This window comes from Stappia sp. TSB10GB4 (assembly GCF_900185745.1).
Lineage (GTDB): Bacteria > Pseudomonadota > Alphaproteobacteria > Rhizobiales > Stappiaceae > Stappia.
In genome coordinates, this window is the sequence record NZ_FYAV01000038.1 from 26,424 (window position 1) to 44,078 (window position 17,655).

Here is a 17,655-nt window from a genome sequence, read left to right on the forward strand (position 1 = left end):
GGATGGCAGGCGCTGTCCGGCCCTTGTCGCGTTTGGCGCGCGCTTTCATTCAACTTTTCGGTTGACTCATTCGCTGGGACGGTTTTAATTCAACCTCATGGTTGAACAAGAGACACACCGGCTCGACGCCGTCTTTCACGCCCTCGGCGATGCCACCCGCCGGCAGATGCTCCGCGCCCTCACTGGGGGCGAGCGCAGCGTCAGCCAGCTTGCCGAGCCCTTCGACATGTCGCTGGCGGCAGCCTCCAAGCACATCAAGGTGCTGGAAAAGGCCGGCCTGATCCGCCGCGAGGTGCGCTGGCGCACCCATACCTGCCGGCTGGAACCGGGGCCGCTGGCCGGCGCCCATGACTGGCTCGGCTTCTACGAACGCTTCTGGACCGACCGTCTCGACGTGCTCGACGCGCTGCTGCGCGAGGAAAACGCCGGGAAACCGACTGCCGAACCGAAGGAAGGAGACAAGACATGACCTTGATGGAAAAACCCGATGCCTATGGCGTGCTGACCGCGCCCGACACGCTGGAGATCCGCCGCGTGCTGCCCGCCCCGCCCGAGCGGGTCTGGGCCTGGCTCACTGACAGCGAGCTGCGCAGGAAGTGGCTGGCCGCAGGCGAGATGACCCTGGTGCCCGGTGCCGAGTTCGAGTTCGTCTGGCGCAACGACGAGCTCACCGACCCGCCCGGCAAGCGGCCCGACGGCGCCAGCGAGGAAAACCGCATGACCTGCCGGGTGATCGCGGCCGATCCGCCGCGCAGCCTCGCCATCACCTGGGGCACGGCGAGCAACGTGACCTTCACCCTCGCCCCGCGCGGCGAGGGCACGCTTCTCACCATCGTCCATGCCCGCCTGCCCGATCGTGGCTCGCTGCTCAGCGTCAGCTCCGGCTGGCATGCCCATGTCGACGTGCTGGTGGCGCTGGTCGAGAACCGCAGGCCCGCCCCGTTCTGGGACGCCTGCGCCGCCCTCAAGCAGGACTACGAGCGCCGCCTGCCCTGATCGCGCGGGGGACGCCGACAACATCCGGCCGGCGGGAGCCCTCCCCGCCGGCCGCCTGCGTTTCGGCGGCCGAATCTTCCGCTGCGACAACCTGAAGTCACCCTTCTCGAGACTTGACACCCCCAGCGTTCTCGCGCCCCATCGGGGCACGCCTTGCGGCCCGCGAGAATCGCACTCGCGGGAACCGGGCCCCAAGACCCGGCATCCACGCCCCGGCTCAGAGAGCCGCGGCACCGCAAGGTGCGGCCTAACGGGCCCGAACCAAAGGGAGGCTGTCATGTTGCGTGCGCTTTCACGTCCCGCCGTCGTGCTGATGGATCGCTATCTGCCCGACCCCTTCATCTTCGTGCTGCTGCTGACGATCATCGCCGCCGCCGCCGCCATGCTGTTCGAGGGCGCCGGCCCGGTGGCGGTCGTGCAGATGTGGGGCGACGGGTTCTGGGGGCTTCTCGCCTTCTCGATGCAGATGCTGCTGATCCTCGTCACCGGCTACATCCTCGCGTCCTCGCCGCCGGTGAAAAAGCTGCTGGCCAACCTGGCCGGCCTCGCCAAGTCGCCCGGCTCGGCGATCGTGCTGGTGTCGCTGGTCTCGCTGGTCGCGTCCTGGGTCAACTGGGGCTTCGGCCTCGTCGTCGGCGCGCTGTTCGCCCGCGAACTCGCCCGCCAGGTCCGCGTCGACTACCGCCTGCTGATCGCCGCCGCCTATTCCGGCTTCGTCGTCTGGCATGGCGGCCTTGCCGGCTCGATCCCGCTGACCATCGCCACGGCGGGCCATTTCACCGAGGCGCAGATCGGCGTGATCAGCACGGTTGAGACGATCTTTTCCAGCTTCAACCTGATCATCGTCGCCATTCTCTTCGTGGTTATCCCGCTGGTGAACCGGCTGATGGTGCCGCGCGAGGAGGAAAGCGTCTATGTCACCCGCGAACAGCTCGGCGACGAGGAGCGCGAGACCTTCGTGCCGACCCGCCCGGCCGAGCACCTGGAAAACAGCCGGCTGCTGATGTGGGTGGTCGGTCTCGCCGGCCTCGTCTTCCTCGCGCATTACTTCTTCGTGCGCGGCGCCGGGCTCAACCTCAACATCGTCAACTTCCTGTTCCTGATGCTGGGCATCGTGCTGCACGGCACCGCCCGCAACCTGCTCGATGCGCTGCAGGACGCGGTGAAGGGCGGCGCCGGCATCGTCATCCAGTTCCCGTTCTATGCCGGCATCATGGCGATCATGACCCAGTCGGGCCTGGCGCAGAGCATGTCGGCCTGGTTCGTCTCGATCTCGACCGCCGCCACCCTGCCGTTCTGGACCTTCATCAGCGCCGGCATCGTCAACCTGTTCGTGCCCTCGGGCGGCGGCCAGTGGGCGGTGCAGGCCCCTGTCATGCTGCCGGCGGCTGATGCGCTCGGCGCCGATGTCGCCCGCGTCGCCATGGCGGTCGCCTGGGGCGATGCCTGGACCAACCTGCTGCAGCCGTTCTGGGCACTGCCGATGCTCGGCATCGCCGGGCTGAAGGCCAAGGACATCATGGGCTTCTGCCTGATCCACCTGGTCATTACCGGCGTGATCATCGGGACGCTGCTGGTCGTCCTGTAGGATCGACCCGGCTCGCCCGCGCCGGCCGGACCGCCAGTGGTCCGGCCGGTTTTTCGCAAGTGGACTATCACGAGTGGACTATAGAGGGAGAAAGACATGCTCAGCCATGTGATGGTGGGAACCAACGACATCGAGCGCGCCAAGCGCTTCTACGACGCGGTGCTGGGGCTCTTGGGCGCCGGCGAGCCGGTGCGCAACCAGAACGCCACGGGCCAGACCCGCCTGTTCTACCGCCACGACGGCAGCTCCTTCTGTGTCACCGAGCCGATCGACGGCCGAGAGGCGGTGCCCGCCAATGGCGGCACCATCGGCTTCAAGTGCAACTCGCCGGAACAGGTGCAGGAATTCCACGACGTCGCCATCGCCCATGGCGGCACCTCGATCGAGGGCGCGCCCGGCCCGCGCAACGGCCCGACGGGCACGCTGCATCTCGGCTATGTCCGCGATCCCGACGGCAACAAGCTCTGCGCCCTCCACCGCCCGGCTTGACCGCTGGGCAAGGCAGCTCAGAGCGGCAGCCCCTCCCCGCTAGACCGTAGGCACCGTGCCGCCGTCGATGACGAACTCCGTTCCCGTCACCGCGCCTGCGCGCGGAGAGGCGACGAAGGCCACGAGGTCGGCGATCTCCGCCGGCCTTGCCGGACGGCCGAGCGGGATGCCGCCGAGCGCATCCATGACGATCTGCTTGCCGCCTTCGTAGTCGGTGCCGGCCTGCTCGGCCAGGCGCTCGGCCATGGCGACCGCCGCCTCCGTCTCCACCCAGCCCGGCGACACCCGCACCACCCGCACCCCGTGGCGCGCCACCTCCTTCGACAGGCTTTTGCTGTAGGTGGAGAGGGCCGCCTTGGCGGCAGCATAGGCGGTGGTGGACTCCGGAAGCGGCAAGCGGTTCTGGATCGAGGTGATGTGCACGACCGCGCCGGAGCCCTGCGCGATCATCCCGGGCACGAGCGCGCGATCGAGCCGCACCGCCGGCATCAGGTTCCAGTCGAGCTCCAGATACCATTGCGCATCGTCCAGCGCGGCGAACCCGCCGCCCGGCGCAGACGACCCGCCGACCACATGCACGAGGATGTCGACGCCGCCGAGGTGATCGAGAACACCGGCAACGGCGGCGGCGCACCCTTCCGCCGTGGTGAGATCGGCGGCGACGAAATGGACGCCGTCCGCAGGATCGGCGGAGAGGCTGCGGGCCGTCGTCACCACGCGCGCGCCGGCATCGCGCAGCCGTGCGACCACGGCCGCGCCGATGCCCTTGGTCCCGCCCGTCACGAGCGCGCGCTTGCCTTCAAGGCCGAGATCGAAGCTCATGCGGTGATCTCCAGTTGCGCGATCTGCTCGCCCTCCAGGACGAAGGCGTAGCGCAGATCGACCGGGCTGCCGGGGAAGTTTCCCGCAACATGGGCGCGGACCACGATGGCGCCCGCCTCCTCGTCCACCGCGAAAGGCTCGGTCGTGTAGCTGAACTTGCTGGAAGCCTCCGTCTTCCATCGGCGGATGGCCTCCCGGCCGACATGGGTCCGGCGCTCGTCCGTGACGACCGCGTCCTCGGCGAAGCAGCGGGCGACGGCATCGCCATCTCTCTGGTCGGCGGCGAAATAGGCGGCGACGGGGGCCGGCAGGGAAAGGGACAGGGACATGACGGGTCTCCGATTTGCGTTGTCTGGAGACACAGGTTGCCCTAGCCTGACCAAATGACAAGAACAGACGAAAAAGTAAGGTACGAACCTGAAAGTAAGCTCATGGAATACACGCGGGAAACTGCGGCCGAAGGCGTCGAGAACGCGCTGAAGCTGCTCGAAGGCCGCTGGAAGCTGATCATCCTGTTCCACCTGTTCGGCGGCAACGTCATGCGATTTTCAGATCTCGAGCGCGCGATCCCGGCCGTCTCGCAGAAGATGCTGGTCCAGCAGCTCCGGCAGATGGAAGGCGACGGCATCGTCCGCCGCATCGTCCACCACCAAGTGCCGCCGAAGGTGGAATACTGCCTGACGGAGTGGGGCCAGGCCCTGTGTCCGGCGCTCGATGCGCTGCTGACATGGGCCGCCCAGCGCGAGGCCATGAGCCCGCCGGACGGTTCCGCCGAGTGACGAGACTGGCGCGACTGTTTCAAGATCTTCAACGCCGGTGGAGAAGCGCTCGCCCATGGCAGGACCTCGGTCGAGGGCGCGCCCGGCCCGCGGAATGACCCGACGCCCGGATCAATCACGCAGAGGACCGGTGCCTCTCCCGCGCCGCCCGCTTTTCACTGCAGCGGCAGCGCGGGAGGCGGCGTCGGCGTTTACTTGAGTTTTTTACTCATGTATTAGCCCGCCAGACCACACCCCGGCGTGCCCTTGCGCTGCGGGGCGGATGCGGCGGATGGCGATGGATCGACAGGAACAGGCGGGGGCGCCCGCCCATGTGATGCTGGCGCTGGCGGCCAATGCCTTCCACCAGGCCGCGCTGGTGGCGATGGTGCCGGTGCTGCAACAGATCTTCGGCCTCGGCCTGACCCCGCTCGGTCTTCTCGTCGGCGCCGGTCTGGCGCTGGCCGCCATCGCCGTACCGCTATGGGGCGGGCTCGCCCGGCGGCGCGGCGTCGACCTTGCGCTGCGCGCCAGCCTGATCGGCGCCTGCACCGGCGTCGGCCTGCTGGTCGCCAGCGTCTGGGCGACGGCGGCGGGGATGCTGCCGGTCACCGCCGGCCTCGCCCTGCTGATCCTGGCGCGGCTGGTCTACAGCCTGACGGCGCCCGCGGCCCTGCCGCTGGCCCAGGCGATGGGGGCGGACCACGCGGCGGCGGCAACGCTCAAGTCCATCGGCCGCGCCAATGCGGTGACCGGCCTCGGACGGCTGGCCGGCAACGGGCTGGTCGCGCCACTGCTGCTGTTCGGCCCAGTCCTGCCGCTGGCGCTGCCGCTGCCGGTCTATGTCGCCGCCCTGATCGGCAGTTTCCGCCGCGGCGCCGTCGACCCGCCAGCCGTCGCCGGCGAAACCGGACGCAGATCCGGACGCAGGCAGAGAACCGGACGGGAAATCGGAGGGGCGCGCAAGCGCATGCCCCTGCCGCTCGCGCCACTCGCCACAGCCTTCACCCTGCAACTGGCGCTGGGAGCCGCCTCGGTGCTGCTGGCGCCGCTGATCCGCGACCGGCTGGCGCTGGCGCCGGATGCGGCGGCCGGCGCCGCCGGCCTCTGCCTGATGCTGGCCGTCGCCGTCGGCATCGTCATGCAACTGATGCTGCGGCGGCTGGCCGGGGAGCGGCTCACCGGCGCCCTGCTTGCCGGAACGGTGGCGGCCGGGCTCGGCCTTGCCGCCCTCGGCCGCGCCGACGCCCTGCCGGCAATCGCCCTCGCCATCGCCCTCGTCTCCGCCGGCGCGGTGCTGGCGCTGGGGGCGAACACCGCGCGCGCCCTCCTCGCCGCTGGCGCTGGCGCTGCCGCGCCAGAACCAGAGCCAGAACCAGCGCCAGAACCAGAACCAGAACCAGAACCAGAGCCGGGAGCGGACCAGCCGGCCGGACGCGGAAGCCGGGCGCAGGCGGCAACCTGGATCGCCAGCCTGCAATTCGCCGGCCTTGCCGCCGGAGCGGTGGTGGCCGGCATCCTCGGCGACATCGGCTTCCCCCTCGCCTTCGCCGTGCTGACCGCGACGCTGGCGGCCCTCGCCCTTGCCCTTGCGGCAGGCGCGCTCGCCGCAAGGCGCGGCCGGACGGCGCCTCGCGCCTGATCGCCAGACGGAGCACCTCCCCGCCGGCGGAGCGTCATCCACAGGGCTGTTTCATCTTCGCAACACTGCGCTTTCGGATCTGTCAATTCTCGCAATAAAACTTGAGAATTAGACTCATGTATGATCCAGTCGCGGCCATTCGGAAGCCAGCGACCCTCCCGGTCCAGCCACCACATCCTCCTGAAATCATGCAAGGATCGGGGCGTCCTCCATGCGCATTACACCCTTTTTGATCACCGTTACGGCGGGCCTTGCGGCCTTGCCGGCCCAGGCTCAGGACGAGGCGGCGGAAGAGCGCGCGACGCTGCTCGACCGGATCGTCGTCACTGCCGGCCGCGCGCCGGCCGAGGTTGGCACGCTGGCCCAGTCGGTCATCGTCATCGACCGCGAGCAGATCGAGGCGGTCCGCTTCGGCTCCACCGACCCGGCCGACATCATCGCCCGCCTGGTGCCCGGCTTCGCCCCGTCCAACCAGACCCTGTCCGGCGCCTCCGAGACGTTCCGCGGCCGCAGCGTGCTGATCATGGTCGACGGCGTGCCGCGCAACACGCCGCTGCGCGACAATTCCCGCATCCTGTCGATGATCGACCTGGAGACGGTGGAGCGCATCGAGGTGGTCAACGGCGCCTCCAGCCTCTACGGCGCCGGCGCCACCGGCGGCACCATCAACTTCATCACCAAGCGCGGCAGTTCGGAAACGCCGAAGGTGACGCTGCGCACCGAGGCCAGCACCTATACCAAGGACATCGGCGCCTCGATCGCGCCGAGCGTCAGCGCCAGCGTCGAGGGCCGGCTGAAGAACTTCGACTACTTCTTCTCCGCCTCCGGCGACATGACCCGCAAGACCTTCGACGGGCGCGGCAACGAGATGGCCTCCGACGCCATGCTCGGTCAGGGCGGCGGCGACCGCACCAAGCAGGGCAACCTCTTCGCCGCCCTCGGCTACGAGGTCGACACCCGCCGCTTCGAAATGAGCTTCGACTGGACCTATCTTGAGCAGAAGCCGAAATGGTTCACCAATTACGCCACGACGCCGGTGTCGCCGGACTTCAACGATCCCTATGTCGGCGATCCGCTGAAGGAAGATTCGCGCTATGTCACCGCCCGCTTCACCGAAAGCGACTTCCTGCTCGGCGCCCTTGAGCTGAAGGCCTATTACAACGGCATCGAGAAGCAGGCGCCCTTCGCCCGGCTGTCGCGCGTCAACTCCATCGTCTATTACTCCGGCGACCCGACCAATCCGGTCACCTCGCAGAACCAGACGGTGCTGCGCTCCGACCGGATCGGCGTGAGCGCCACGGTCAACAGTTCGCTCGACGCCATCCGCGACGGGCTGAGCCTGACCTGGGGCCTCGACTACACCTATGACCACACCACCCAGGAGATGGTCGACGGCACCACCGTCATCGCGCCGATGACCCAGCACCAGATCGGCGCCTTCGCCCAGGCCGAACTGCCGATCACCGAGCGCTTCCGCCTGCAGGGCGGTGCCCGCTTCGACCAGTTCTTCCTCAAGGTCGACGACTTCCGCCGGCCGGCGGCGATCCAGTTCCCCGGCACGCTGTGGCCGGCGGTCAACGTGACGGGCGGCAGCTTCACCTACAACTCGCCGACATTCAATGGCGGCGGCGTGTTCGACCTGACCCGCAACCTCCAGGCCTTCGGCAACTTCTCGCAAGGCTATTCGCTGACCGATATCGGCGGCTTCACCCGCCGCGCCGGCGTCAACAGCCGCGCCGAGATCTGCGCCGCCTACGGCGCCCTCGCCGCCGCCTTCGGCTGCTCCGGCACGCCGACCTATGCCATCAACTATTCCGACATCGCGCCGGAACCGCAGCTCGTGAACACCTATGAGGCGGGCCTGCGCGGCGACTGGGGCCGGGTGCGGGCAACCGCCAGCGCCTATATCTCCACCTCGGACAACGGCGTCAGCTACGACGTCGCCTCCAACCGGGTGTCGCAGCAGAAGGAGCGGATCTGGGGCGTGGAAGTCTCGGGCGCCGTCGACGTCACCGACCGCTTCACCCTCGGCGGCCTGTTCTCCTATCAGGAAGGCCTCTACGACGCCAATGGCGACGGCACGCTGAGCAGCAACGAGCACCTGCCCAACAACCGCATCCCCAACACGATCAAGGCCAATCTCTACGGCGAGATGCGCTTCGCGCATGACATCACCACCCGCGCCGAGGTCGAGTTCCTGTCCGGGCGCGACAAGGTGGCGGGCGAGCGGCTGGACGGGGCGACCCTCTTGCACCTGCAACTCGCCAAGGATTTCGGCAATGCCGGCAACCTGGCGCTCGCGGTGCGCAACGTCTTCGACACCTACTACGTCAACCCGACGGCCAGCGCCACGCGCGGCGGCGAGGTGCCGGGCCTCGGCCGCACCATCGCCCTGTCCTACCGGGTCACCTTCTGAACCAGAACCGGCCGCGGCGCCCCGGCGTCGCGGCCACCCAGGGCGGAGTTTGCCATGGACGCCACAGCCCCCTCGCCCGGCCAGGCGCCGGATCGTCCCGCGGAGCCGGACGAACGGGCCGCGCATCCCGCGCGGCTGCCGCTGTTCGTCACCCTGGCCGGCCTCTATCTGGCGCAGGGCATCCCCACCTATCTGATCGCCGCCGCCCTGCCGCCGATGCTGCGCGAGCAGGGCGTCTCGCGCAGCGCCATCGGCTTCTTCTCGCTGCTGATGCTGCCGCTGGTGGTCAAGTTCGCCTGGGCCCCCTTCATCGACCGGCTGCGGCTGCTGCCGATCGGCCACCGGCGCGGCTGGATCGTGCCGATGCAGCTCGTCACCGCCGCCGGCATCGCCGCCATGGCCTTCGTCGAACCGACTCAGGTGATGGGGCTGTTCGTGCTCTGCCTGATGATCGCTGTCGCCATGTCGACCCAGGACATCGCCACCGACGGCTATGCCACCCGCAGCCTCAGGCCGCAGGACCGGGGCATCGGCAATGCCTGCCAGGGCGGCGCCGTCGCCTTCGGCGTCGTCATCGGCGGCACCCTGTCGCTGATCCTCTACGAACAGATCGGCTGGACCGGCACGCTGCTCTTCGTCGCCGGCCTGAGCCTGCTGCCGCTCGCTGTCACGCCGCTGATGCGCGAGACGGAGACGGACGGCGGCGCCGATGCCGCCCAGCCCGCGCACCGGCCCTCGCTGAAGGCCTTCTTCGCCCGGCCCGAGGCGGTGCGCATCCTCGTCGTGGCGCTGGTGTTCCGCGCCAGCGAGGGCCTGGTCAAGGCGATGGAGGGCCCCTATCTCGTCGATGCCGGCCTGCCGCTGTCCTGGATCGGCTATCTGTCCGGCGCCTCGGCGGCGAGCGCCGGGCTGATCGGCTCGGTCGCCGCCGTCGGCCTGATCCGCTGGCAGGGCACCGAGCGGGCGCTGATCACGCTGGGAGGCCTGCGCACACTGTGCTTCCTGCTGTTCGCCGCCCATGCGCTCGGCCTGGTGCCGCAGGTCGAGGCGGTGATGTCCGCCGCCGCCTTCCAGACCTTCATCCGCTACATGGAAATCGTCGTGCTCTATTCGCTGTTCATGGCGGTTGCCTCCAGCGACCAGCCGGGCACGGACTTCACCCTGCTCGCCTGCGCCCAGCTCGTCGTCTACCTGATCGGCTCCAGCCTGTCCGGCGTGCTCGCCGACCGCTTCGGCTACGACACGCTGTTCCTGCTGGCGAGCGCCCTGTCGGGCCTTGCCGTGCTGGTCACCGCCGCCTTGCTGCGCCGCCCCGCCCGCTCCCTCCCCCTCCAGTCGCCGAAGGCCAGCCGATGAGGTTCCACGCCACCGCCAGCCTGACCGTGTCCGAGCCCGAGGCCATGCTGGAGGCGCTGGTGAGCGACGTCTCGGCACGCGGCCATGCGCCGGCCTCGCACTCCGCCGACCGGGTGCTGTTCCGCTTCGAGGTCGGCGCCATCGGCATCGCGGCCGAGGGTGAGGCCCTTGCCTTCACGGCGCAGGCGCGGGCCGAGGTCGCCCTGCACCGGCTGAAGCAACTGGTGATCGAACGCCTCGACGAGGTGGCGCCGGGCGAAGCGCTCCGCCTGCGCTGGTCCGACGATGCCGACCGGCCGCAGGAGGCGCTGCCGGCCTTCTTCCACCGCATGACGCTGACGGGGCGGCGCGAGATCCTGCCCGGCCTGTGGCGGATGACCTTCACCGTCGAGGACATGCCGCGCCTGGGATCGGACGGCATCCATGTGAAGCTGCTGCTGCCGCCGCAGGGCAGCAAGACGCCTCGCAGCGAAACGCCTCAGTGGCCGCGGCTGGCCGCCAACGGGGCGCTGGTGCTCCCCGAAGGCGATGCCGCGCTGACCCTGCGCTATTACACGATCCGCACCCTGCGGCCCGACGCCGGCGAGATCGACATCGACGTGGTGCGCCATTCAGGCGGCAGCTTCGCCGACTGGGCGGAGACGGCGCCCCTCGGCGCGGTGATCGGCCTGCTCGGCCCCTCCGGCGGCCAGGACCTGCCGGTGTCCGCTCCCTCAACGTCTGAGGTGTCGTCCGGGGGGACCTCCCGGACGGGCCTGCTGCTGATCGGCGATGCCACGGCGGCCCCGGCCATCGCCCGGATGATCGAGGCCCGCGCCGACACGCCGCCAGCGCCCGAGGCAAAGGTGCCGGGCGGCCATGTCATCCTTGGTCTGGGCGACGACGCGCTGGCGCGCTCCTATCTCGACGAGGCGGCGGTGGCAGCGCTCGGGCTGACGGTGCACGGGCTCGCCGCGGACCGCTTCGACGCGGAGGCGGAGGCGCTGGCCCGCGAGTTGACGGCGGCAGCGCCCCCGGCCTTCGCCTGGTTCGCCGGCGAGCGCGACACCGCCCAGCGGCTGCGCGGCCTGTTCCGGCAGCAGTTCGGCCTCGGCAAGGGCGAGCAGATGGCGATCGCCTACTGGACGCGCGGCAAGGCCGCCGCCGACCGCGCCTGAGGGTGGCGGACTAGTCGCCGCCTCCGGCGGGCGCCGGCTTGCCCGCCTCCACCGTCAGCGCGGCAAGGCGGAAGAAGCCGTGCACCATCTTGGAAAACGGCATCAAGAGGAACAGAACCATGACGCAGGCGAGATGGATCGCCAGCAGCGGGCCGGTCAGCCCGGTACCTGTGGCCGCGTAAAGCGCAAGACCCGTGAGGGCGACGGCCCCGAGCAGCAGGATGAAGGCCATCTCGCCGCCCCACACCCGGGCAGCGCCGAGCGTGCGCTCGGCCCGCAGCTTCAGCCAGACCAGCCCGGCCGCCCCCGCCACCATCATCAGCCCGCCCGGCACGCCGAACAGCTTGGGCAGGGAGACCAGCGGATAGGGCGCCTCCCAGCCGAAGGCGTAATGCATCACCGTGCCGCTCGCGGTCGCGGCGAAACTCAGCAGGAAGCCGTACATCATCAACTGGTGGAACACCCGGCGGCGGTCGCTGAAGCGGTCGCCCTGCTCGAAATTGCAGCCCTCGCCATGGCCGCCGGACAGGTTCTTCATCCGCGCGGCGCTGTCGAGCGCGCGCAGCACATGGATCAGCCGGACGCGGCCGCCGCCGGTCTCGCGCCAGTAGTCGCGGATCGACAGGGCGATGAGGCCGAGCGGCGCGAGAAACGCCGGCACGAAGATGGCGACCATGGTGTTGTGCGCCAGATGGGCATAGAAGCCGGCGCCGGTCTCCGGCTTCAGGGCGGCGAGCGCCCAGAAGAAACAGGCCAGCGCCACGGCGAGCAGGCCGGCCATCGCCACCCCGTGGCTCTGGAACAGCCGGGCAAGCGCCTGCGGGCGGGCAAGCCGCTCCCAGCTTTCCGCCCGCACCTCGCCGAGCGCCGCCGGGATGTTCAGGGCGAATTCGTGCGGGGCGGTGTACTGGCAGGCGTAATAGCAGCCGCGACAGTTGTGGCACAGGTTGGCGAGTTGCGTCAGGTCGCCATCGGCAAAGGCCTTCTGGCGGGTCATCGCCGGAAACACCGAACAGAAGCCCTCGCAATAGCGGCAGGCGTTGCAGATCTCGATCTGGCGGCGCGCCTCGTCGAAGCTGCCGAGCGAAGTGTCAGGCGCGGTGTCAAGCGACATGGGCGGCGGCCTCCTTGCCCGCGATACGTCCAAAAACAGTGCCGATGGTCATGCCGAAGCCGGCGAGATAGCCCTGGCCGAGGATCGACCCGGCCATGATCTCCCCCGCCGCCCACAGGTTGCGGATCGGACCGGCCTCGCTATGCACCTGCGCGCGGTCATCGACCTTCAGCCCGAGATAGGTGAAGGTCACGCCGGGGCGCAGCTCGTAGCCGTAGAAGGGCGGGGTATCGAGCGGCCGCGCCCAGTTGGTCTTCGCCACCGCCAGCCCTTCCGTGCTGAGGCCGTCCAGTTCGGTCGGATGGAAGGGTCCGGGACGACAGGCGGCGTTGAAGCCGTCGACCGTGCGGCGCACCGGCGCCGGGTCGAGGCCCAGCTTGGCGGCCAGTTCCTCGATCGTGTCCGCCTTCACCGGCGGAAACACCGAGGGCATGAACAGGTCGATCGACTTCGCGTCGATCAGCGCATAGCCGACCTGATCGGGCTGCGCGGCGACCAGGCGGCCCCAGATCGCATAGCGCTTCGGCCAGACATCCTCGCCCTCGTCGTGGAAGCGGTCGCCGTCCCTGTTGACCACGATGGAGAAGGGCACGCAGTCCAGCCGGGTGACGATGCCGCCGTCGAATTTCGGCGCGCGCCCGTCGATGGCGACCGCATGGCACTGCGTCGGATCGCCCACCGACTCCGCACCCTGGTCCAGCATGTCGCGCAGCACCACGCCGCGATTGTAGGGCGTACCGCGGATCAGGAAGTTGCGGGCGGCCGGACCCCAGGCGCGGGCCAGCCACTCGATATCGGCCTGGAAGCCGCCGGAGGCCAGCACGAAGGTCCGCGCCGTGACGGTGACCGGGACCCCGGCGATGTCGGCATGCAGATGGGTGATCTGGTCCCCATCCAGGTGCACATGCGTCACCTGCGCGTCATAGGCGACCGTCACGCCGAGGTCGGCGGCGGTGTTGTAATAGGCGTTGACCAGCGCCTTGCCGCCGCCCAGGAAGAAGGCATTGGTGCGCGACAGCGACAAGGTGCCCGACAGCGAGGGCTGGAACCGCACGCCGTGCTGCTGCATCCAGGGCAGACACTCTTCCGAGGAGCGGATGGCGAGGCGCGCCAGCCCCTCGTCCGTCTTGCCCTTGGTCACCAGCATGAGGTCGTGGAGGTATTCCTCCTCCTCATAAGCGCCGGTCAGCGGAAACACCGGCTGGCGGTGCATGCAGCGGAAATTGCGGGTGTGACGCGAATTGCCGCCGCGATAGGGCTGCGGCGCGCCCTCCAGGATCAGGACGGTGCAACCGGCCTCGGCCGCGGTGATCGCGGCGCAAAGGGCGGCATTGCCGCCGCCGACGACGGCAAGGTCGAACGTTTTCGGCCAGTCCTTCATACCTCGTCCTCCAGCGGAATTTCCCGGCCGCGCATTCCGCGGATGCGGGCCAGCAGCGCGGCCTCCACGTGGCCTCGCATCGCCGCCTCGGCGGCAACGCCGTCGCGGGCCTCGAGCGCCGTCAGAACGGCGGCATGTTCGGCGACGGCGGAGGCCACGCGGCCCGAGTCGCCAAGGGTCGACGGGCCAAGGATCAGCAGGGTCTTCTGCAGCGCGCTCATCGACTTCAGCAGGAAGCGGTTGCGCGCGGCATCGAGCAGCGTCCGGTGAAACTGCCGGTTCATCTCGCGCGCCTGCGGGCCGGCGGGCGCGGCGGCGAGCTCGGCGTTGAGGGCGGCAAGCTCCGCCAGTTCCATGTCGGAGGCGGCGCGGGCGGCAAGACGCGCAGCCGTCCCCTCCAGCACTGCGCGCATCTCGTACAGCTCCACCACCTCGGCATGATCGAGGCTGCGGATCGTCGCCCCCTGCCGGGCCAGGTGGATCACCAGACCGTCGGCCTCCAACTGGCGGATCGCCTCGCGCACCGGCGTGCGGCTGATGCCGAGACGCTCGGCAAGATCGGTTTCGCGCAGCCGCGCCCCCGGCGCCAGCGTGCCGGAGCGGATGTCCTCCAGCAGGCGTCGATAGGCGACCTGCCCTTGCGGAATTTCGCTGTCTTCGGCCATCGGCAATCTCTCTTGCGCTAAATTGTATCCGGACGTATACAGTCGGATACTAAATCATGCAAGGAGATTGGCCGTGCCGGCCCACTTGACAAAAAGACTGATGACGCTCGCCATCGCCGGCCTCGGCGTGGCAGTGTTCATGCTGCTCGGCCTGCCTCTCCCCTTCCTGTTCGGACCGATGACAGCCTGCCTGCTGGCGGCCTTGGCGCGCGCGCCGCTGAAGGGGATGGGCACGGTCTCCATCCTCGCGCGGACGGTGCTGGGCGTCGCCGTCGGCGCATCGATCACGCCGGAGGTGGTCGCCCGCATCCCGCAGATGGCGGGCAGCGTCGCCCTGGTGCCGGTCTATGTCGTGATGATCGGCATCGTCGGCGTGCCGTTCTTCCGCCGGCTCGGCTACGATCCGGTGACGTCCTGGTATGCGGCCATGCCCGGCGGCCTGCAGGACATGGTGATCTTCGGCCAGCAGGCCGGCGCGGATGTGCGGGCGCTGGCGCTGATCCATGCGACGCGGGTGCTGGTGATCGTGACGCTGGCGCCGCTGATCCTGACCGGCCTTTACGGCGCCAGCCTGACCGGCGCCGTCGGCGCGCCGATCCGCGACCTGCCGGGCGGCGAACTGCTGCTGATGGCCGCCGCCGCCCTGATCGGCTGGAAGGGGGGCGAGCGGATCGGCCTGTTCGGCGCCTCGATCCTCGGCCCGATGATCCTGACGGCCGCCCTCTCGCTCGGCGACCTGATCCACACCCGCCCGCCCGCCGAGGCGATCCTCGCCTCGCAGTTCTTCATCGGCATCGGCATCGGCGTTCAATATGTCGGGGTGACCCTCAGGGAGCTGCGCAGCTTCATCCTGTCGGGCCTGGCCTTCGTCCTGCTGCTGGCCGCCCTTGCCGCGATCTTCACCGAGGTCGTCACCCTGTCGGGCCTTGCCCAGCCGGTGGAGGGGTTCCTCGCCTTCGCGCCCGGCGGCCAGGCGGAGATGACGGTGCTGGCGCTGGTCGCCGGTGCCGATCTCGGCTTCGTCATCCTGCATCACCTGACGCGGATCGTCGTCGTCATCCTCGGCGCGCCACTGGCGGCGCGCCTGCTGAAGGTCAAGCCACCTCCGGATTGACCAGATGGATCGGCGTGCCGGCGGCAAAGGCGGCCACCTGGTCGAAGACGTCGGCGAATTGCAGGTCGAACTCCTCCTCGGTGACGAAGCCGATATGCGGCGTCGCGATCACCCGCGGATGCGACAGCAGCGGGTCGGCCGCATCCGTGAGCGGCTCCTTGTCGAAGACATCGAGCGCGGCAAGGCCGGGCCGGCCCGCCTCCAGCGCCGCCAGCAGGGCGCCGGGCGCGATCAGTCCGGCGCGGGAGGTGTTGACCAGCACCGAGCGGGGCCGCATCAGGGCGAGATCCTCGGCGGTGACGATGCCTTGCGTTGCCGGTGTCAGGCGCAGATGCAGCGTCACGATATCGGCCTCGGTGAAGAAGGCGGCGCGGCTTGCCGCCACCTCGCCGCCCTCGCCCGCCGCCCGCAGGCGCCCGGCCTCCGACCCCCACCAGATTACCCTCGCCCCGAACGCCGCCGCATAGCCGGCGATGAGACGCCCGATCCGGCCGTGACCATAGATGCCGATGGTCTTGCCCCGCAGGGTGCGGCCGACGCCGGCCTGCCAGTGGCCGGCCTTGGCGCTCGCCATCTGCCCCGGCAGATCGCGCAGGGCGGCAAGGATCAGCGCGAAGGTCAGTTCGGCGGCCGCATGGTTCGGCACCTCGGCGGGTTTCCTGGAGGCGAAGGCGACGCCGCGGGCCGTGCAGGCCGCCACATCGACATGCGGCCAGGCGCCCCGCCCCGAGATCAGCCGCAGATGCGGCAGCGCTGCCAGCAGATCGGCGGTGATGCGCGTGCGCTCGCGGAACAGGCAGACGGCCTCCGCCGCCTGCAGCCGCTCCGCCAGAGCCGCGCCCTCGACATGGTCGGTCCACACGGTCACGTCATGGCCGGCCAGCCGCGAAAAGCACGGCAGGCCGCGCAGCGTGTCCGACCAGTCGTCGAGGATATGGACCCTCATCGGCCGGCCCAGACCCCGGCCGGCACCATCACCTCGCCCCGCGCCAACAGGCGGGCGGTGCGTAGCAGGCCCGCCGACTTCAGGACGAAGCCGTCCGGCCCCGTCTCGTAGTCGACCGTCACGTCGATCGCCCCGCCGGGATGCTCGATCAGCACCAGCGCCGGGCTGCCCTCGGGCGGGGTGAACAGCCCCTCGGCAACAGTGCCGGGCGTCAGCACGCAGGAGGCGAGGCACTGCGCGCCGGTCACCGCCATGGTCGGGTGGCAGTTCCACGGCATGAAATAGCGCGCGGTGACCGTGCCGCCATTGCGCGGCGGCGCCAGCATCGCGAATTTCGGGGTGACGGACTTGGACACGTCGCCCATCCCCATGCGCCGCCCGGCCTCGAGCCGGATCGGTTCCATGCGGGCGTAGAAGTCGCGGTTGGCGTCGAGTTCCTCGATCGTCTCATAGCCGGTGAGGCCGAAATCGGCGGCGCGGGCGATGCAGATCGGCATCGCCACGTCCATGCAGGTGACCTCGATCCCGTCGATCACGTCGCGCAGCGCGCCGGTCGGCAGCAGCGCTCCCGTGCTCGATCCGACCACATCCATGAAGTTCAGGAAGATCGGCGCCGCCGTGCCCGGCACCCCGTCGATGGCGGCATCGCCGTCATATTCGACCTCGCCGCCCGGCGTGCGCACCACCGCCTCGACCTTGGCGCCGGTGTTGACCGAGCGGATGCGGATACGGGTGACATCGCCCTGCGGCGCGATCAGCCCCATCTCCAGCGCGGCCGGGCCGACGCCCGACAGGATGTTGCCGCAGGTGGGCTTGAAGTCGACCAGCCCGTCCTCGACGCTGACCTGCGCGAAGAAATAGTCGATGTCGCACCCCTCCGCCTCCGAGCGCGACAGCATGGCAACCTTGGTCGTCACCGCCGCGCCGCCGCCGATGCCGTCGATGTTCAGCTTGTGGCCCGAGCCGACGGCGGCGACCAGCACGCGGGCCAGCGTCTCGCGGTCCTCGGGCAGATCCGCGCGCCGGAAATACGGGCCGCGCGACGTGCCGCCGCGGAAGAAGTGGAAGGGAATGGCGGTCTGGACCATCGTCATCTCCTGAGCTCGGAAGACAAAAGGCCCGCACCCGAGGGCGCGGGGCAGGCCGGAAGACAAGGGGCCTGTGCCGGGCAGGCACAGGTTGGAAGACAAAGAGCCCGCGCCTTGCAGGCG

General features: G+C 69.7%; 17 protein-coding genes. 10 read left to right on the top strand and 7 right to left on the bottom strand.

What is annotated here, in order from left to right:
• The first annotated feature begins 97 nt into the window (after positions 1-97).
• The 4 genes from TSB10GB4_RS07535 to TSB10GB4_RS07550 all read left to right on the top strand — a co-directional run bounded on the left by TSB10GB4_RS07535 (position 98) and on the right by TSB10GB4_RS07550 (position 3,073).
• A complete protein-coding gene (locus TSB10GB4_RS07535; RefSeq protein ID WP_186395226.1) occupies positions 98-469 on the top strand; it encodes a helix-turn-helix transcriptional regulator in 372 nt (123 codons plus the stop codon).
• On the top strand, positions 466-996 hold the full coding sequence (locus tag TSB10GB4_RS07540; RefSeq protein ID WP_186395227.1) for an SRPBCC family protein: 531 nt from the start codon (positions 466-468) through the stop codon (positions 994-996). Before TSB10GB4_RS07535 ends, TSB10GB4_RS07540 begins: the two co-directional genes overlap by 4 nt.
• Positions 997-1,273: 277 nt before the next feature.
• Positions 1,274-2,584: a short-chain fatty acid transporter gene (locus tag TSB10GB4_RS07545; protein WP_186395228.1), complete on the top strand. Its 1,311-nt coding sequence runs from the start codon at positions 1,274-1,276 to the stop codon at positions 2,582-2,584.
• Between the two features lie 96 nt (positions 2,585-2,680).
• Positions 2,681-3,073: a VOC family protein gene (locus TSB10GB4_RS07550; RefSeq protein ID WP_186395229.1), complete on the top strand. Its 393-nt coding sequence runs from the start codon at positions 2,681-2,683 to the stop codon at positions 3,071-3,073.
• Positions 3,074-3,112: 39 nt separating this feature from the next.
• On the opposite strand, the gene TSB10GB4_RS07555 is transcribed toward TSB10GB4_RS07550, so the two are convergent.
• Positions 3,113-3,895 (bottom strand): SDR family oxidoreductase, encoded by a 783-nt coding sequence (locus TSB10GB4_RS07555; protein WP_186395230.1) that lies wholly within the window; start codon positions 3,893-3,895, stop codon positions 3,113-3,115.
• Positions 3,892-4,224: a nuclear transport factor 2 family protein gene (locus tag TSB10GB4_RS07560; RefSeq protein ID WP_371328872.1), complete on the bottom strand. Its 333-nt coding sequence runs from the start codon at positions 4,222-4,224 to the stop codon at positions 3,892-3,894. The genes TSB10GB4_RS07555 and TSB10GB4_RS07560 overlap by 4 nt, the downstream gene beginning before the upstream one ends.
• A 54-nt stretch (positions 4,225-4,278) precedes the next feature.
• On the opposite strand from TSB10GB4_RS07560, the gene TSB10GB4_RS07565 reads away from it, so the two are divergent.
• From TSB10GB4_RS07565 to TSB10GB4_RS07585, 5 genes are all read left to right on the top strand, one after another.
• Positions 4,279-4,674, top strand: coding sequence for a helix-turn-helix domain-containing protein (locus TSB10GB4_RS07565; protein ID WP_186395231.1), 396 nt, complete (start codon positions 4,279-4,281; stop codon positions 4,672-4,674).
• Positions 4,675-4,945: 271 nt separating this feature from the next.
• The gene (locus tag TSB10GB4_RS07570; protein WP_186395232.1) at positions 4,946-6,295 is read left to right on the top strand and encodes an MFS transporter; all 1,350 of its coding nucleotides are present in this window, start codon (positions 4,946-4,948) and stop codon (positions 6,293-6,295) included.
• A gap of 211 nt (positions 6,296-6,506) precedes the next feature.
• The gene (locus TSB10GB4_RS07575) at positions 6,507-8,711 is read left to right on the top strand and encodes a TonB-dependent receptor (protein WP_186395233.1); all 2,205 of its coding nucleotides are present in this window, start codon (positions 6,507-6,509) and stop codon (positions 8,709-8,711) included.
• Positions 8,712-8,765: 54 nt separating this feature from the next.
• Complete coding sequence (locus TSB10GB4_RS07580; RefSeq protein ID WP_186395234.1) at positions 8,766-10,067, top strand: RhtX/FptX family siderophore transporter; 1,302 nt, start codon at positions 8,766-8,768, stop codon at positions 10,065-10,067.
• The gene (locus TSB10GB4_RS07585; protein ID WP_186395235.1) at positions 10,064-11,224 is read left to right on the top strand and encodes a siderophore-interacting protein; all 1,161 of its coding nucleotides are present in this window, start codon (positions 10,064-10,066) and stop codon (positions 11,222-11,224) included. The genes TSB10GB4_RS07580 and TSB10GB4_RS07585 overlap by 4 nt, the downstream gene beginning before the upstream one ends.
• A 10-nt stretch (positions 11,225-11,234) precedes the next feature.
• On the opposite strand, the gene tcuB is transcribed toward TSB10GB4_RS07585, so the two are convergent.
• From tcuB to TSB10GB4_RS07600, 3 genes are read right to left on the bottom strand one after another with little or no spacing between them, the layout of a single operon-like run.
• The gene (gene tcuB / locus TSB10GB4_RS07590; protein ID WP_186395236.1) at positions 11,235-12,338 is read right to left on the bottom strand and encodes a tricarballylate utilization 4Fe-4S protein TcuB; all 1,104 of its coding nucleotides are present in this window, start codon (positions 12,336-12,338) and stop codon (positions 11,235-11,237) included.
• Positions 12,328-13,719: an FAD-dependent tricarballylate dehydrogenase TcuA gene (tcuA, locus tag TSB10GB4_RS07595; RefSeq protein ID WP_186395237.1), complete on the bottom strand. Its 1,392-nt coding sequence runs from the start codon at positions 13,717-13,719 to the stop codon at positions 12,328-12,330. Before tcuA ends, tcuB begins: the two co-directional genes overlap by 11 nt.
• The gene (locus TSB10GB4_RS07600) at positions 13,716-14,384 is read right to left on the bottom strand and encodes a GntR family transcriptional regulator (protein WP_186395238.1); all 669 of its coding nucleotides are present in this window, start codon (positions 14,382-14,384) and stop codon (positions 13,716-13,718) included. Before TSB10GB4_RS07600 ends, tcuA begins: the two co-directional genes overlap by 4 nt.
• A 73-nt stretch (positions 14,385-14,457) precedes the next feature.
• Here TSB10GB4_RS07600 and TSB10GB4_RS07605 point away from each other — a divergent pair, with 73 nt between their 5' ends.
• Complete coding sequence (locus TSB10GB4_RS07605; RefSeq protein WP_208984558.1) at positions 14,458-15,498, top strand: AbrB family transcriptional regulator; 1,041 nt, start codon at positions 14,458-14,460, stop codon at positions 15,496-15,498.
• On the opposite strand, the gene TSB10GB4_RS07610 is transcribed toward TSB10GB4_RS07605, so the two are convergent.
• Both TSB10GB4_RS07610 and TSB10GB4_RS07615 read right to left on the bottom strand, forming a co-directional pair.
• Complete coding sequence (locus TSB10GB4_RS07610; protein ID WP_186395239.1) at positions 15,479-16,444, bottom strand: D-2-hydroxyacid dehydrogenase family protein; 966 nt, start codon at positions 16,442-16,444, stop codon at positions 15,479-15,481. The two genes, TSB10GB4_RS07605 and TSB10GB4_RS07610, sit on opposite strands and share 20 nt — an antisense overlap.
• The gene (locus TSB10GB4_RS07615; protein WP_186395240.1) at positions 16,441-17,532 is read right to left on the bottom strand and encodes a 4-oxalomesaconate tautomerase; all 1,092 of its coding nucleotides are present in this window, start codon (positions 17,530-17,532) and stop codon (positions 16,441-16,443) included. The genes TSB10GB4_RS07610 and TSB10GB4_RS07615 overlap by 4 nt, the downstream gene beginning before the upstream one ends.
• Positions 17,533-17,655 lie beyond the last annotated feature (123 nt).